Genomic DNA, 15,543 nt, shown 5'->3' on the forward strand with positions numbered 1-15,543 from the left:
TGGCGTCGCTCACTGAGCGGCCTCCTGGTCGTGGGTGTCGGCGGCGGAGCCGGTCTCGGAGACGGTGGCGCCCTCGGAGACGTCGGCCCCGGTGTCGGGGGCGGTCACCTGGGTGGGCTCGTAGATCAGCACCGCGCGGTTGTCGGGGCGCAGCCGGGCCGCGGCCACCTCGCGCACCTCGTCGGCGGTGACCTGGAGCACGCGCTCCACAGCGGTCAGGGCGAGCTGGGGGTCGCCGAACAGCACCGCGTAGCGGCACAGTTCGTCGGCGCGGCCGCCGACCGTGGCCAGCCGGTCCAGCCACTCGCGCTCCAGCAGCGCCTGGGCGCGCTCCATCTCCGCCGGGGTCGGTCCCTCCTCGGCGAAGCGGGCCAGCTCCTCGTCGACCGCCCGCTCGATGTCGGCGATCTCGGCGTCGCCGGAGGCCTTCACGTCCAGCCACCCCATCGAGGGCGCGCCCGCCAGCCGCAGCATGCCGAAACCGGCGGTGACGGCGGTGCGGTCACGGCGGACCAGGCGGGTCTGCAGGCGGGAGGAGTCGCCGCCGCCGAGCACCGTCAGCGCCAGGTCGGCGGCGTCCGCCTCACGGGTTCCGTCGTGCGGCAGCCGGTAGGCGGCCATCATCGCCCGGGAGGGCACCTCCTCGTGGAGGATCTGCTTGACCTCCTCGCCGATGACCTCCGGCAGGGAGCCGTCGCGCGGCGGCCGCTTGCCCTCGTGGGAGGGGATGGAGCCGAAGTACTTCTCGACCCAGGCGAGCGTCCGCTGCGGGTCGATGTCGCCGACGACCGCCAGTACGGCGTTGTTCGGCGCGTAGTAGGTGCGGAAGAAGTCCCGCGCGTCCTCCAGGGAGGCGGCGTCCAGGTCGGCCATGGAGCCGATGGGGGTGTGGTGGTACGGGTGGCCCTCGGGGTAGACCATCGCCGTCAGCCTCTCGAACGCCGTGCCGTAGGGCACGTTGTCGTACCGCTGGCGGCGCTCGTTCTTCACCACGTCGCGCTGGTTCTCCATGGACTCCTCGTCCAGGGCGGCCAGCAGCGACCCCATGCGGTCGGCCTCCAGCCACAGCGCCAGCTCCAGCTGGTGGGCGGGCATCGTCTCGAAGTAGTTGGTGCGCTCGAAGCTGGTGGTGCCGTTGAGCGAGCCGCCCGCTCCCTGCACCAGCTCGAAGTGGCCGTTCCCCTTCACCTGTGCCGATCCCTGGAACATCAGGTGCTCGAAGAGGTGTGCCAGACCCGTGCGCCCGGCGACCTCGTGGCGCGATCCGACGTCGTACCAGAGGCAGACCGCGGCGACCGGCGTCTGGTGGTCCTCGGAGAGCACCACGCGCAGGCCGTTGGCCAGCCGGTGCTCGGTCGCCGTCAGGCCGCCGGCGGTGGGCGGAGGGGAGGCCGTGTGAGCCATGGGCAGGGAGTCCCTTCGATCGCGATCGCGGACCGCGTTCTCACAACGCGTGTGTGGTCACTGTATGCAAGCGACCGGACAAAGCGCGAAGTTCCCGTACGGTTCGGGGCGGGGGCCGGACTGTCGGTGCCGAGGTCCACAATGGTGCCCGTCCGCCCCCTGCCCCGGTACGGGGACACACAGTCCGCAGTACGCAAGAAGGAGTCGCAGCCGCGATGGCCCGCCGCAGCACGAAGACCCCGCCGCCCGGGGGAGAGTTCGAGGAGCGCGTCCTCGACATCGACGTCGTCGACGAGATGCAGGGCTCCTTCCTGGAGTACGCCTACTCGGTCATCTACTCGCGCGCCCTGCCCGACGCGCGCGACGGACTCAAGCCGGTCCACCGGCGGATCCTCTACCAGATGCACGAGATGGGGCTGCGGCCGGAGCGCGGCTACGTCAAGTGCGCACGCGTCGTCGGCGAGGTGATGGGCAAGCTCCACCCGCACGGCGACAGCGCCATCTACGACGCCCTGGTGCGCCTGGCCCAGCCCTTCTCCATGCGGCTGCCGCTGGTGGACGGGCACGGGAACTTCGGCTCGCTGGGCAACGACGACCCGCCCGCCGCCATGCGGTACACCGAGTGCCGCTCCGCCCCGGCGGCCGGGCTGATGGTCGAGTCGATCGACGAGGACACCGTCGACTTCGCGCCCAACTACGACGGCAGCGAGTCCGAACCGTCCGTACTGCCCTCGGCCTACCCGAACCTGCTGGTCAACGGCTCCTCCGGCATCGCGGTCGGCATGGCCACCAACATGCCCCCGCACAACCTGGGCGAGGTGATCGCCGCCGCCCGGCACCTGATCAGGCACCCCGGCGCGGACCTGGAGACGCTGATGCGTTTCGTGCCGGGCCCGGACCTGCCCACCGGCGGCCGGATCGTCGGGCTGGAGGGCATCAAGGACGCCTACGCCAAGGGGCGCGGCACCTTCAAGATCCGCGCCACGGTCTCCGTGGAGAACGTCACCGCGCGGCGCAAGGGCCTGGTCGTCACCGAACTGCCCTTCAACGTCGGCCCCGAGAAGGTCATCTCCAAGATCAAGGACCTGGTCAACGGCAAGAAGATCCAGGGCATCGCCGACGTCAAGGACCTCACCGACCGCGAGCACGGGCTGCGGCTGGTCATCGAGATCAAGAACGGCTTCAACCCCGAGGCCGTGCTGGAGCAGCTCTACAAGCTGACGCCGATGGAGGAGTCCTTCGGCATCAACAACGTCGCCCTGGTCGACGGCCAGCCGCTGACGCTGGGGCTGAAGGAGCTCCTGGAGGTCTACGTCGACCACCGCTTCACCGTGGTGCGGCGGCGCAGCGAGTTCCGGCGCGGCAAGCGGCGCGACCGGCTGCACCTGGTCGAGGGCCTGCTGGTGGCGCTGGTCGACATCGACGAGGTCATCCGGATCATCCGCTCCAGCGAGAACGCCGCACAGGCCAAGGAGTCGCTGATCGCCCGGTTCGGCCTGTCCGAGGTGCAGACGCAGTACATCCTCGACACCCCGCTGCGCAGGCTGACGAAGTTCGACCGCATCGAACTGGAGGCCGAGCGCGACCGGCTGAACGCCGAGATCGAGGAGCTGACCCGCATCCTGGAGTCCGACGCGGAGCTGCGCAAGCTGGTCTCCTCGGAGCTGTCCGCGGTCGCCAGGAAGTACGGCACCCCGCGCCGCACCGAGCTGCTGTCCTCGGCCGACGTCCCGGCGGCGGCCGTCCCGCTCCAGGTGGCGGACGATCCGTGCCGGGTGCTGCTGTCCTCCACCGGGCTGCTGGCCCGCACCGCGGGAGGCGAGCCGGCCTTCGACTCCTCCGCCAAGCGCCGCAAGCACGACGTGGTGGTCTCGGCCGTCCCCGCGACGGCCCGGGGCGAGGTGGGGGCGGTGACCTCCGCCGGGCGCCTGCTGCGGATCTCGGTCATCGACCTGCCGCAGCTCCCGGAGAACTCCGCGCCGAACCTGGCGGGCGGCGCCCGGTTCACGGAGTTCCTGTCCCTGCGGGAGGGCGAGGAGCTGGTGTGCCTCACCACTCTGGACGAGTCCTCGCCGGGGCTGGCGCTGGGCACGGAACAGGGCGTGGTCAAACGGGTGGTGCCCGACTACCCCTCCAACAAGGGCGAGTTGGAGGTCATCACCCTCAGGGAAGGCGACCGGATCGTCGGCGCGGTGGAGCTGCGCACCGGCGAGGAGGATCTGGTCTTCATCACCGACGAGGCGCAGCTGCTGCGCTTCCCCGCCGGGCAGGTCAGGCCGCAGGGGCGCCCGGCCGGCGGTGTGGCGGGCGTCAAGCTGGGCCAGGGGGCGAAGGTGATCTCCTTCACCGCCGTCGATCCGGCCGCCGACGCGGTGGTCTTCACGGTCGCGGGCTCGCACGACACGCTGGTCGGCGAGGTGGGCACGGCCAAGCTGACGCCGTTCGACCAGTATCCGCGCAAGGGCCGCGCCACGGGCGGGGTGCGCTGCCAGCGATTCCTCAAGGGCGAGGACCATCTGACCTTCGCCTGGGCGGGCGCCGCGCCCGCTCGCGCGGCGGACGCCAAGGGCTCGCCGGTGGACCTGCCGGAACCGGACCCGCGGCGCGACGGCTCGGGCACTCCGCTGGCCAAGCCGGTCTCGGTGGTCGCCGGGCCGGTGTGATCTCCCGGTGCGGCGGCCCGGCCCGTGGCCGGGCCGCCGCACCGCCCCGCGAAGCGGCGCGCTCAGGGCCGCACGTAGCGCAGGACGCCCCACATGCTGTCGGGGCTCGCCTCCTCCGGCGAGCCGGAGGCCGCGCACGAGGCCAGCTCCTCACGCACCGCGTCGGCGTCGATGCCGGAACCGATCAGCACGAGCTGGGTCAGACGCGGCTCGCCGCTCCCCCACGCCCCGGGACTGAAGCGCAGGAAGCGCCCGACCGCGTGCAGCCCGTACTTCTCCCGGTGGCCGGGCACGCCGAAGTGGACGAAGCCCTTGATCCGGTACAGGCCGTCGGGCCTGCCGTCCAGGAACTCCATGAGCCTGCGCGGGTCCACCGGCTCGTCGGTGGTGAACTCCACACTCTGGTAGGCGGCGTGGAGGTGCCCGTCGTGCCCTTCGCCGCATCCGTGCCCGGCCTCGCGGATCTCGGCCCACACGTCCTCGAAGGAGAGCTGCCGCACCCCCTGTGCACCGTCGTCGCGGGGGCGCGGGTCGAAGAGCAGCTCCGGGTCGACGCGCCCGTGGGAGGCGCGGACGACGGGCACGCCCCGGCCGATCCTCCGCAGCTCAGCGGTCAGGGCGGACAGCTCCTGCTCGCCGGTCCGGTCCGCCTTGTTGAGCACCACCAGGTCGGCCATCGCCACATGCCGTTCGAGCTCCGGGTGCCTGGCACGGGTGACCTCGAACTCCGCGGCGTCGACGACCTCCACCAGCCCGCCGTAGACGATGTTCTCCTCGGCGCTGGAGAGGATCATGCGGATCAGGGTCCGCGGCTCCGCGAGGCCGCTGGCCTCCACCACGATGACGTCGATGCGGGCCGAGGGGCGCGCGAGGCGCTCCAGCATGGCGTCCAGATCGCTGGTGTCGACGGCGCAGCACAGGCAGCCGTTGCCCAGGGAGATCATCGAGTCCACCTGCCCGGCCACCGACATGGCGTCGATCTCGATGCTGCCGAAGTCGTTGACGACCACACCGATGCGGGTGCCCCCGCTGTGGGCGAGGAGGTGGTTGAGAAGGGTGGTCTTCCCGGACCCGAGGAAACCGGCGAGCACGACGACCGGGATCCGCTTCCTGACCAAGCTCGCGCCTCCATCGTGCGGGTGGCAGCCGTACCGGAACGGCTGCCGATGGTAGCCGACGGCCCTCCCGTCCCCGATCCCGCCCGCACCCCGCGCCCGCACGGCTCTGCGGGGCCCTGGCCGGCCTCACCGTTCCGTCGGCGGGACTCCCCGGGCGCGAGCGGTTAGGCTCCCCTGTGTGAGCACCTGTTCGACCGCCTCCCGAGCGCTGGCCGAACCGCCGGCCGCCACCGCCGCGACCGCCCGGACGTGGCTGCTGGTCGAGCAGCCCGGGCCCTGGGGGGCCAAGGCCCTCACCGACAGCCGCCTCGACCCGGTGCTCGGCCGCGCGCTGGAGCGGGCCGCCGACGGCACCGGCGTACGGGTCGCGCTGATCCGCCGCCCCGGCCGCCATCCGGACCGCCACGGGCCCGCCCTCCGCCGCGTCTACCTCGCCCACACCCTCCCCGGCCGGTCCTGGGTGCGTACCGCCCTGCTCACCGGCCCGGACGAGCTGTACGGCCTCGACGCGGCCGCCATGACCTCGCTGGGCGCGGGCGACCACGGCGGGCTGTGGGAGCCGTACGGCGGCGATCCCCTGGCCCTGGTGTGCACCAACGGCAGGCGCGACCGCTGCTGCGCCACCCTGGGCCGCCCGCTGGCAGCCGAACTGGCGGCCTCAGGGACCTGCGAGGTGTGGGAGACCACCCACATCGGTGGCCATCGCTTCGCCCCCACCCTGCTGGTCCTGCCGTACGGCTACGTGTACGGCAGGCTGGGGGGCCACGCCGTCAAGGGCGTGCTGGACGAGCTGCGGCGCGGCCGGATCGCCACCGACGGCTGCCGGGGCCGGTCCGCCTGGGAGCGGCCGGGCCAGGCCGCCGATCTGGCGGTGCGCGAGCTGACGGGCGAGGCGGGCGCCGACGCCCTGGCGGTCACCGGCACTACGGGTGCCGCCCCGCGGTGGAGCGTCACGGTGGCCCACGACGACGGCCGCTCCTGGCGTGTCACGGTCGCCGAGGACACCGGCGTCCCGCCCGTGGCCGCGAGCTGCGGGGCCGTCCCCGCCGTACAGCCCCGCATGACGGCCGTGGACGTGACCCCGCTCTGACCCGCACCCCCGGGGCCGCGGCGGGGCACGGCGGCCCGGCCGCGCGCCGGTCACCGGGCCGCCGTGCCCGCCGCGCGGAACGGTTCGTGTCCGCACCGGCACGGCCCGGAGACCTCCACGCGACCGTCCCGGGGCAAACGCGTGTGGCGGGCGTACGCCCGGACCAGCAGGCAGACGGCGGCGAACTGCGCGAACCCGGCGGCCGTGCCCGCCGTGACGGGGCCGCCGCCCAGCGTCCGGCCCATAACGGCGGGCACGGCGGTGACCGCGACCAGATACGCCAGGTGGCAGGCGAGGAGGGCGGCGCCGGCGGACAGGACGAGGCGGCGGTGGCGGCCGCGCGTCCCCCGGAGGGCGGCTCCGCGGGGGCGGGCGGCGGTGGCGGCCGCCGTGCCGGGAGCGGCCCGCCGGGGGAAGGGCGCCGCGGTGGCGCCGTGCTCCTCCCCCCAGCCGGAGGCGAGGGTGTCGTGCCAGGGGTCGTCGATCCGCATGTCCCAGGATGGGCAGGGCCCCGGGCCCCGCGGCAGACCAATCCGGACTCTTCACCCTTTCAGGGGAGGATTCACCGATCCGCTCCCGCGCCCCCGGCGGGCCTGGCCGCCGGACGCCCGGGCCGTGACCTGGATCGGGGTCGTGACCTGGGCCGAAAGAGCCGCGCCGCGCCTCCGCCCCCGGGCGGGCCGGGGGCGGAGGCGCGGCGAAGGCGGCGGAAGGCCCGGGACTCCGCGGGTCAGACGTCGATCCGGGAGCGGTCCAGGGTGGCCGCGGAGGTGGTGATGAACTCCTTGCGCGGCGCGACCTCGTTGCCCATCAGCAGGTCGAAGGTCTTCTCGGCGGCCTCCAGGTCGCTGATGTTGATGCGCCGCAGGGTGCGGTGGCGCGGATCCATCGTCGTCTCCGCGAGCTGGTCGGCGTCCATCTCGCCCAGGCCCTTGTATCGCTGGATGGAGTCCTTGAAGCGGATTCCCCTGCCCTGCAGCTCCAGCAGGGTCTGGCGCAGCTCGTTGTCGGAGTAGGTGTAGATGTACTTCGCCTGGCCCCGCCGGGGATTGATCAGTTCGATCCGGTGCAGCGGCGGCACCGCCGAGAAGACCCGGCCCTGCTCGACCATCGGCCTCATGTAGCGCTGGAAGAGCGTCAGCAGCAGGCAGCGGATGTGCGCGCCGTCGACGTCGGCGTCGGCCAGGAAGATGACCTTGCCGTAGCGGGCCTGGTCGATGTCGAACGTCCGGCCGGAGCCCGCCCCTATGACCTGGATGATCGCGCCGCACTCGGCGTTCTTCAGCATGTCGGAGACGGACGACTTCTGGACGTTGAGGATCTTGCCGCGGATCGGCAGCAGCGCCTGGAACTCGGAGTTCCGGGCGAGTTTGGCGGTGCCGAGTGCCGAGTCGCCCTCGACGATGAACAGCTCGCTGCGCTCGACGTCGTCGCTGCGGCAGTCGGCGAGCTTGGCCGGCAGGGCGGAGGACTCCAGCGCGGTCTTGCGGCGCTGGGCCTCCTTGTGCTGGCGGGCGGCGATGCGGGTGCGGGCCGCGGCCACGGCCTTCTCCAGCACCGAGCGGGCCTGCTGCCTGGCGTCGCGCTTGGTGGAGGTCAGAAAGGCCTTGAGTTCCTTGGAGACCACCTGGGCGACGATCCGGGAGGCGGCCGAGGTGCCCAGCACCTCCTTGGTCTGCCCCTCGAACTGCGGCTCGGCCAGGCGCACGGTGACGACCGCCGTCATGCCCTCCAGGGCGTCGTCCTTGACGATGTCGTCCTCGGCGACGCGCAGCAGCTTGGTGGAGCGCAGCACCTCGTTCACCGTGCGGGTGACCGCGCGCTCGAAGCCGGCGACATGGGTGCCGCCCTTGGGGGTGGCGATGATGTTGACGAACGACCTGACCGTGGTGTCGTACCCCGTCCCCCAGCGCAGCGCGACGTCCACGCCCAGCTCGCGGGTGACCTCGGTGGGGATCATGTGGCCGCGCTCGTCCAGGACCGGGACGGTCTCCTTGAAGGTGCCCTGGCCCGTCAGGCGCAGCACGTCGCACAGCGGCCGGTCCGGGGCGAGGTACTCGCAGAACTCGCTGATGCCGCCGTCGTAGTGGAAGACCTCCTCCTCGGGCTTCCCGGGCGACGCGCCGTCGAGCCCGCGCTCGTCGCGGACGACGATCGTCAGGCCGGGCACCAGGAAGGCGGTCTGGCGGGCACGTGCGTGCAGGTTCTCCAGGGAGAGCCTGGCGTCCTTGAGGAAGATCTGGCGGTCGGCCCAGTACCGCACACGGGTGCCGGTACGGGCCTTGGGGATCTTCTTGCCCTTGCGCAGGCCGCTCGTCGGGTCGAAGGGGGCGTCCGGGCCGGACTCGGTGAAGATGCCCGGGACGCCGCGCCGGAAGCTGACGGAGTGCGTGCGGCCGTCGCGGTCGACCTCGACGTCGAGGCGGGCGGACAGGGCGTTGACGACGGACGCGCCGACGCCGTGCAGACCGCCGGAGGCCGCGTACGAGCCGCCTCCGAACTTTCCGCCGGCGTGCAGTTTGGTCATCACGACCTCGACGCCCGACAGCCCCGTCTTGGGCTCGATGTCGACGGGGATGCCGCGGCCGTTGTCCTGCACCTCGACGGAGCCGTCCTCCCGGAGGATGACCTCGATGTGGTCGCAGTGCCCTCCGAGGGCCTCGTCGACCGAGTTGTCGATGATCTCCCAGAGGCAGTGCATGAGGCCGCGGCTGTCGGTGGAGCCGATGTACATGCCGGGCCGCTTGCGCACCGCCTCCAGCCCCTCGAGGACGAGCAGGTGCCGCGCGGTGTAGTTGGAACCGTCACGGTCCGCGCCCGTGAGCAGGGCGGTGGACGGCATGGGGTTTCCCCTGCCGGAGGCCAGGGGAGTCTCGGCGGTCACGCGGTTCGCTCCTCGCTGAATTTCGCTGGGGATGGCTGTCTTGCGGGTCAGAGGGTACCGAGGCCATGGAGAGCCAAGGTGAAGCCACCCAGGAGAAGGCCCATGCTAAACCAGCGTCGACCAAACGTTCGATAACTCGTCCGGGTGACGTGTACATCACGTTCCCTTCCGGGCATGAACCATCTAGGCTCCGGGCACGTCCTCTGGAACGACACCGGCGAGACCGGCGCCGGAGGAGACAACCGAACACACAACATGAAGACGACAAAGATCAACACATCTCTGTAAACGGCTCATTCGCCGCCAACCGGCAACATGTCAGCCACCTCACACAGAGATTTTCGAGGAAAAGCCACGAGCGGGAACGTTTTCGGCCTGGTTGGATGTTGACCCTGGTACGACAGCTCGTCGAGCTAGAGAAGAGGCGACGTGACTACTGTTCTGACCCCCGCGAGCCCGCTGACGGCCGCTGACCGCTGCGACCGTTGCGGCGCCCAGGCATACCTGCGTGTTGTGCTCGTCAGCGGTGGAGAGCTGCTGTTCTGCGCCCACCACGGCCGCAAGTTCGAGCCGGAACTCAAGAAGATCGCTGCGGAGATACAGGACGAGACCGAACGGCTCAACGCCACCCCCGCGACGGCGGGTGGCGGCGAGCACTGACCTGCCGACCGACGGCGAACGCGTCCCCATCCGACGAGCTCGGACCGGCCCAGGGCCGGACGCCACGGGCGGTCGCCCCCTCGCGGGGCGGTCGCCCGTTTGCCGTATCCGGGCACAGGCGGGCGCGGCGGGCAGCGGCGTGACGGGGAGGGCACGAGGGCTCCCGCACGCCGGGAGACAGGCGCATGGGACCTCCCTGAGCCTGCGATCGTCCCCGCCCTCACCCCAGGGTGAGCCATGCGGGCTACTTCCGCATCCGGAGAACCGCCCGCACCCGCGTGCCACGGCACGGATGCCGGAGGGCCCGGAACCCCGCTGCGGGGTTCCGGGCCCTCCGGCATCCGCGGACGGACCCGATGGGTCAGTCGAGGTAGTCCCGCAGAACCTGTGAACGGGAGGGGTGGCGCAGCTTCGACATCGTCTTGGACTCGATCTGGCGGATCCGCTCGCGGGTCACGCCGTAGACCTTGCCGATCTCGTCCAGCGTCTTGGGCTGGCCGTCGGTGAGGCCGAAGCGCATCGAGACCACGCCGGCCTCGCGCTCGCTGAGCGTGTCGAGCACGGAGTGGAGCTGCTCCTGCAGGAGCGTGAAGCTGACCGCGTCGGCCGGGACGACCGCCTCGGAGTCCTCGATGAGGTCACCGAACTCGCTGTCGCCGTCCTCGCCCAGCGGGGTGTGCAGGGAGATCGGCTCGCGACCGTACTTCTGGACCTCGACGACCTTCTCCGGGGTCATGTCGAGTTCCTTGGCCAGCTCCTCCGGAGTGGGCTCGCGGCCCAGGTCCTGAAGCATCTGGCGCTGGACGCGCGCGAGCTTGTTGATCACCTCGACCATGTGCACCGGAATGCGGATGGTGCGCGCCTGGTCGGCCATGGCGCGGGTGATGGCCTGGCGGATCCACCAGGTCGCGTAGGTCGAGAACTTGTAGCCCTTGGTGTAGTCGAACTTCTCGACCGCGCGGATCAGGCCCAGGTTGCCCTCCTGGATCAGGTCCAGGAAGAGCATGCCCCGGCCGGTGTAGCGCTTGGCCAGCGAGACCACCAGACGGAGGTTGGCCTCCAGGAGGTGGTTCTTGGCCCGGCGGCCGTCCTCGGCGATGATCTCCAGCTCGCGCTTGAGCTTGGGGGCGATCTTGTCGCTGTTGGCGAGCTTGTCCTCGGCGAAGAGACCGGCCTCGATGCGCTTGGCCAGCTCGACCTCCTGCTCGGCGTTGAGCAGGGGGACCTTGCCGATCTGCTTGAGGTAGTCCTTGACCGGGTCGGCGGTGGCGCCCGCCGCGGCGACCTGCTGGGCGGGGGCGTCGTCCTCGTCCTCGTCGGACAGGACGAAACCCTCGTTCTCGCCCTTGGGCTCCGCCGCGGGGTCCTCGGCGACCTTGCCGCCCTTGATCGGAGGCTCGTCGATGGCGTCCTCTTCGCCCTCGAGCAGCTCGTCGACGTCCGCCTTCTTGGCGGCGGTCTTCTTCGCGGGCGCCTTCTTGGCCGCGGTCTTCTTGGCCGCGGCCTTCTTCGCGGGCGCCTTCTTGGCGGCGGTCTTCTTGGCGGGCTTGGCCGCGGTCTCCTCGGCGGTCCCTTCCGCGTCCTCGGCGGGGTCCTCGGAGGCGGCGGCCGGAGCGGCCTTCCTGACGGCGGTCTTCTTGGCGGCGACCGTCTTGGTCGCGGTGCGTTTGGCCGGGGCCTTCGCTGCGACGCTCTTCCGGGTGCGCTTGGGGGCCTCCGCGGCACTCACCATCAGCGTCACACCCTCCTCATCGAGGATCTGGTTGAGACTGCGCAGGACGTTCTTCCACTGGGTCGGCGGAATCTGGTCGGCCTCGAAGGCCCGACGCACATCGTCGCCGGCGATCTGCCCCTCGGCCTTTCCCCGCTCAATGAGCGCCATCACAGACGCGGACTCGGCGATCTCCGCAGGGAGCGTACGGGATGTGCTGGCCGACACGAACAACCTCTCGGAACGATGGAAACGGCTTCGGCCCCGCCCACGAGGGGATCCGGGACCTGCAAGCCCCGGCGGGGATGACCGGCGGCTCGGGCGGAGCGACAGGGGAGACTACAGCGCCGGATGCGGCGTCCGTATTCCCCCGGTAGCTGCCACCTCTTGAGTCATCGCGCTGCCACGCGAAGCGTTACGCCCAACCGGAGTGTCCCGGGTCACATGACATAGAAGGACAGAGATCCCCATACGGGGACTTATCACCGGCCGCGGCCCGGGGTGGTCGGCGCCGCGGGTCGGCGCCGCGGAAGCGGGCGAACCGGCCGGAAGGACGTCGCCGGACCCCGCCGGGCGGGATCCGGCGACACCGTGCCGGTGCGGCCGGTACCGGACGTCAGTGCTCGCGGGGCGCCGGCACCACGTGGTCGGAGCCGCCGCCCGCGGCCGGAGCCGCAGCGGAGGCCTGGGCGTCGGAGGGCACGACGGGGGCGGCCGGAGCGGGCGCACCGGGCATCGCGGGGACGGCCACCTCGGAGGGGACCGCGAGCAGCTGGCGCACCGCGTTCTCCGCGGCGGCCGCCTCCCCGGAGGCTACGGCTTCGGCGATCCTGCGATGGTGCGCCAGGGACGCCTCAGTGGGACGCTCACATCCGGCGGCGGGCGCCCCGGAGACCTGGAGAGCCGCGCCGACGATGCCGGAGAGGTGCTCCAGCATCCGGTTGCCTGCGGCCTGCAGGAGCAGGGCGTGGAACTCGGCGTCGGCCCGGGAGAAGGTCAGGGTGTCGCCCTGGGCGAGTGTGTGGCCCATGATCTCGACCATGTCCGCGAGTCGCTGCTGCACCTCGTCGCCGCTGCGGTCCGCGGCGAGGCGGGCGGCCAGCGGCTCGATGGCCCAGCGCAGCTCGCACAGCTCGCGGCGCTGGTCATCGCGCTGCGGGCCGAAGGCGCGCCACTCGATGATGTCGGGGTCGAGGAGGTTCCAGTCGCTGACCGGCCGGACCCGCGTTCCGACATTGGGGCGGGCACTGACCAGGCCCTTGGCCTCGAGGACCCGGAGCGACTCTCGGACGACGGTGCGCGACACCTCGAATCGCTGGCCGATCTCCTCGGGTACGAGGGGACGGTCGGCGCCGAGGTCTCCGGAGACGATCATCTGTCCCAGTTGCTGTACGAGTTGGCCGTGCAGCCCGCGCCCCCGGCTTCCGGCGGCACGTCGTCCGGCCCGGGCCATGTCCGCTTCGCCGCCGTCCCACGCGGGGACGGTGGTGGCACGGGTCGCGCCGGTCGACTCGGCATAGGCGTAACGGTCCGGCTCGCCCGAACCCGTGAGGCCGGAGTCGGCGGAGCGAGCCGAGGTCATCATGGTGTGCGCAAGGGTAGTCACGCATCCTTTGTCGGCGGTGCTCCGGACGGCCTTGAGGGCTTTGGTGAAAAGCACACGAAAGGGTGATCAGTGGTCTCCTCGCGATTGACGCCTTATCGGAAAGAAACGGTCTTCCGATCGGGCATATGCGGCAGATGGCGCGCACCTGTGGCGGCGCGGGACCACTGATGGCCCCGGATCCGCTGGTGAGAGGCGTGCCGGCTCGTCGACGGAAGGGTCTGCGGGTCAAGCGCCGCTCCGGGGGAGGACGGGAATCCGGCCCCCTTCCCCCCTCAGACCTCCGGGCGCAGCATCGGCGGGTTCAGCACCGTGGCGCCACCGGCCCGGAACAACTGTGCGGGCCGACCGCCCTGACGGGTCGTCGTACCGCCGGTGGGCACCAGGAAGCCCGGGGTGCCGGTGACCTTGCGGTGGAAGTTCCTCGGGTCGAGTGCGACGCCCCACACCGCTTCGTAGACCCGCCGCAGTTCCCCCACGGTGAACTCCGGCGGGCAGAAGGCGGTGGCGAGCGAGGAGTACTCGATCTTCGACCGGGCCCGCTCCACCCCGTCCGCGAGGATCCTGGAGTGGTCGAAGGCCAGCAGAGCGGGCTGCTCGCCGCTTCGGTCCGGGCCGCCCCCGGAAGGCAGCAGGGTGTCCACCGGCGCCCAGCGGACGCTGTCGGCGTCGCCGCCGGCCGTGGGGGTGGGCAGGTCGGGGGCCAGTACCAGATGGGCGACGCTGACCACCCGCATCCGCGGGTCCCGCCCCGGATCACCATAGGTGGCGAGCTGTTCGAGATGGGCGCCGGTGTGCCGGTCGTCCGGCCCCTGGACGCGCAGTCCGGTCTCCTCGGTGAGTTCGCGGGCGGCCGCGGCCCCGAGATCCTCGTCGATGCGCACGAAACCTCCGGGCAGTGCCCACCGCCCCTGGTACGGAGGTTCGCCCCGGCGTACGACCAGCGCGCACAGGGCGTGCCTTCGCACGGTGAGCACGACCAGATCGACGGTGACGGCGAAGGGGGGAAAGGCCGACGGGTCGTAGGGCATGACGTGATCATAGTCGTCTGCCTGACGATAAACAGAGGCTCGCGCCGCTCCGCCGTCAGCCCTGGACCGCCGCGGTTCCGAGGCCGCGCGCGGCCCGCTGCCTCCGCAGACACCGCCTCAACGGTTCGGGGTCGAGCCCGCTGTTGCACGCGCCGTGGAGCAGCCGTGCGAAGACATACCCCGGATCCAGCTCCAGTGCCCGGCCCAGCGCCACACGCGCGCCGGGCTCGTCCCCACCGGACCAGGCGACCCAGCCGGCCAGGGTGAGCGGGGCCGCCGCGTGCTCGGCGTAGGCCCCGACGCACCGCCGGGCCAGCGCCCGCCACAGCCGCAGCGCGGGGGCGGCGTCCTCGCCCTCCATCCACTCCGCGGCCCAGTCCCGGGTGATCCGGTCCTGGAGGCCGAGGATCACGGTGGCGGCCTCCTCGTGGGAGAGGAGGCGGTCGTCCCTGGCGTCGGCTCCGGCCACTCCCTCCCTCCGGTCCGCCGTCGCCGCGTCCCGGTAGCGGTCGAGCAGCCGCCCGGCGAGCGCCAGGGTCTCGGCACGCACCGTCGCGCGGTCGGCCTCGCCCAGCATCCGGGGCACCAGGGCCGTGCCCGCGATGTCGAGGGCCTGCTCCTGCGGTCCGGCGGCCGGTGGACCCAGCGGCGCGAGCCTGGCCGTCATCTCCTTCAGCGTGCCCTCCACCCGCAGCCCTGCGTACGCCGCCGCGGCCGCCATGGCGGAGGTGCCGGGAACGCCCAGCGGTGTGCCCTCGGCGGGGCAGCACCGGGCGTCGGGGCAGCAGTAGGACCAGTAGCGGCCGTCGGAGACGCACAGTGCCTCGTACACCGGCATGTCCAGCGCTCCGCAGGCGGTCCGCAGCCGCTGGGCGAGAGGACGGAGCCGTTCCATGACGGCCCGGCCGCTCTCGCCGTCTGCGGGATCCTGGCACAGGAAGGCGAGTGCCGCGTCGGGGCGGTCACCGCGCGGGACGCCGCTGCCTCGCAGACAGTCGGCGAGCTGCTCGGCCAGTCCGGGCCATCCCTCCTCCCGCGCGGGAATGCCCACGCGGAGCCGGCCGCCGAAGCGGCCGCTCGGACCGTGGAGGCCGACCAGGACGATGGAGTCGTCGGGGTGGTAGCCGAGCAGGTAGGGAAGGGAGTCGATCAGCTCGGCCGGACCGCGCAGGGTGACCTGTGTGGTGGCGGACGGCTGCCGGGTGGATCCGCTGTGCTGTGTCATGCCCCGACATTGGCGCGGACGGACGGGGCGCCGTGCGGCTCCGTCCACAGGCGGCCTCAACAGGCATATATGTCGATATACCGATGATCACATTGGCTGTATGGACGTCTGGTTGTCCACAGGCGGTTCGCACGGTGTCGGTGTCATCGGGTTG

At 71.9% G+C, this 15,543-nt stretch carries 11 protein-coding genes; 3 read left to right on the forward strand and 8 right to left on the reverse strand.

The genetic code is table 11. The annotated features are described in order from the left end of the window. Nucleotides 1-9 precede the first annotated feature (9 nt). Nucleotides 10-1,404 carry a M16 family metallopeptidase gene (locus QPK52_RS06165; protein WP_410536010.1) on the reverse strand — a complete coding sequence of 465 codons (1,395 nt, stop codon included), beginning with the start codon at nt 1,402-1,404 and terminating at the stop codon, nt 10-12. 215 nt (nt 1,405-1,619) lie between these two features. Between QPK52_RS06165 and QPK52_RS06170 the strand changes: the two genes are divergently transcribed. Then, nucleotides 1,620-4,067: a DNA topoisomerase (ATP-hydrolyzing) subunit A gene (locus QPK52_RS06170; protein ID WP_410536011.1), complete on the forward strand. Its 2,448-nt coding sequence runs from the start codon at nt 1,620-1,622 to the stop codon at nt 4,065-4,067. 62 nt (nt 4,068-4,129) lie between these two features. Here the strand turns inward: QPK52_RS06170 and QPK52_RS06175 are convergent, their stop codons facing one another. Next, nucleotides 4,130-5,185 (reverse strand): CobW family GTP-binding protein, encoded by a 1,056-nt coding sequence (locus tag QPK52_RS06175; protein ID WP_410536012.1) that lies wholly within the window; start codon nt 5,183-5,185, stop codon nt 4,130-4,132. 178 nt (nt 5,186-5,363) lie between these two features. Between QPK52_RS06175 and QPK52_RS06180 the strand changes: the two genes are divergently transcribed. Beyond that, entirely contained in the window at nt 5,364-6,275 is a 912-nt protein-coding gene (locus QPK52_RS06180) for a sucrase ferredoxin (protein WP_410536013.1), read from the forward strand. A gap of 50 nt (nt 6,276-6,325) precedes the next feature. Here QPK52_RS06180 and QPK52_RS06185 read toward each other — a convergent pair whose 3' ends face one another. Next, nucleotides 6,326-6,766, reverse strand: coding sequence for a DUF485 domain-containing protein (locus QPK52_RS06185; RefSeq protein WP_410536014.1), 441 nt, complete (start codon nt 6,764-6,766; stop codon nt 6,326-6,328). 239 nt (nt 6,767-7,005) lie between these two features. After that, a complete protein-coding gene (locus QPK52_RS06190; RefSeq protein ID WP_410540227.1) occupies nt 7,006-9,117 on the reverse strand; it encodes a type IIA DNA topoisomerase subunit B in 2,112 nt (703 codons plus the stop codon). A 471-nt stretch (nt 9,118-9,588) separates the two neighbouring features. Between QPK52_RS06190 and QPK52_RS06195 the strand changes: the two genes are divergently transcribed. Further along, entirely contained in the window at nt 9,589-9,819 is a 231-nt protein-coding gene (locus QPK52_RS06195; RefSeq protein ID WP_410536015.1) for a hypothetical protein, read from the forward strand. 361 nt (nt 9,820-10,180) lie between these two features. Here QPK52_RS06195 and QPK52_RS06200 read toward each other — a convergent pair whose 3' ends face one another. The 4 genes from QPK52_RS06200 to QPK52_RS06215 all read right to left on the reverse strand — a co-directional run bounded on the left by QPK52_RS06200 (nt 10,181) and on the right by QPK52_RS06215 (nt 15,389). Beyond that, nucleotides 10,181-11,758: an RNA polymerase sigma factor gene (locus tag QPK52_RS06200; RefSeq protein WP_410536016.1), complete on the reverse strand. Its 1,578-nt coding sequence runs from the start codon at nt 11,756-11,758 to the stop codon at nt 10,181-10,183. Between the two features lie 388 nt (nt 11,759-12,146). Further along, nucleotides 12,147-13,115, reverse strand: coding sequence for a FadR/GntR family transcriptional regulator (locus QPK52_RS06205; protein ID WP_410540228.1), 969 nt, complete (start codon nt 13,113-13,115; stop codon nt 12,147-12,149). Between the two features lie 293 nt (nt 13,116-13,408). After that, the gene (locus QPK52_RS06210) at nt 13,409-14,164 is read right to left on the reverse strand and encodes an NUDIX hydrolase (RefSeq protein WP_410536017.1); all 756 of its coding nucleotides are present in this window, start codon (nt 14,162-14,164) and stop codon (nt 13,409-13,411) included. Nucleotides 14,165-14,219: 55 nt separating this feature from the next. After that, on the reverse strand, nt 14,220-15,389 hold the full coding sequence (locus QPK52_RS06215) for a DUF4192 domain-containing protein (RefSeq protein WP_410536018.1): 1,170 nt from the start codon (nt 15,387-15,389) through the stop codon (nt 14,220-14,222). Nucleotides 15,390-15,543 lie beyond the last annotated feature (154 nt).

This window comes from Streptomyces sp. KL2 (genome assembly GCF_046529545.1).
GTDB lineage: Bacteria > Actinomycetota > Actinomycetes > Streptomycetales > Streptomycetaceae > Streptomyces > Streptomyces radiopugnans.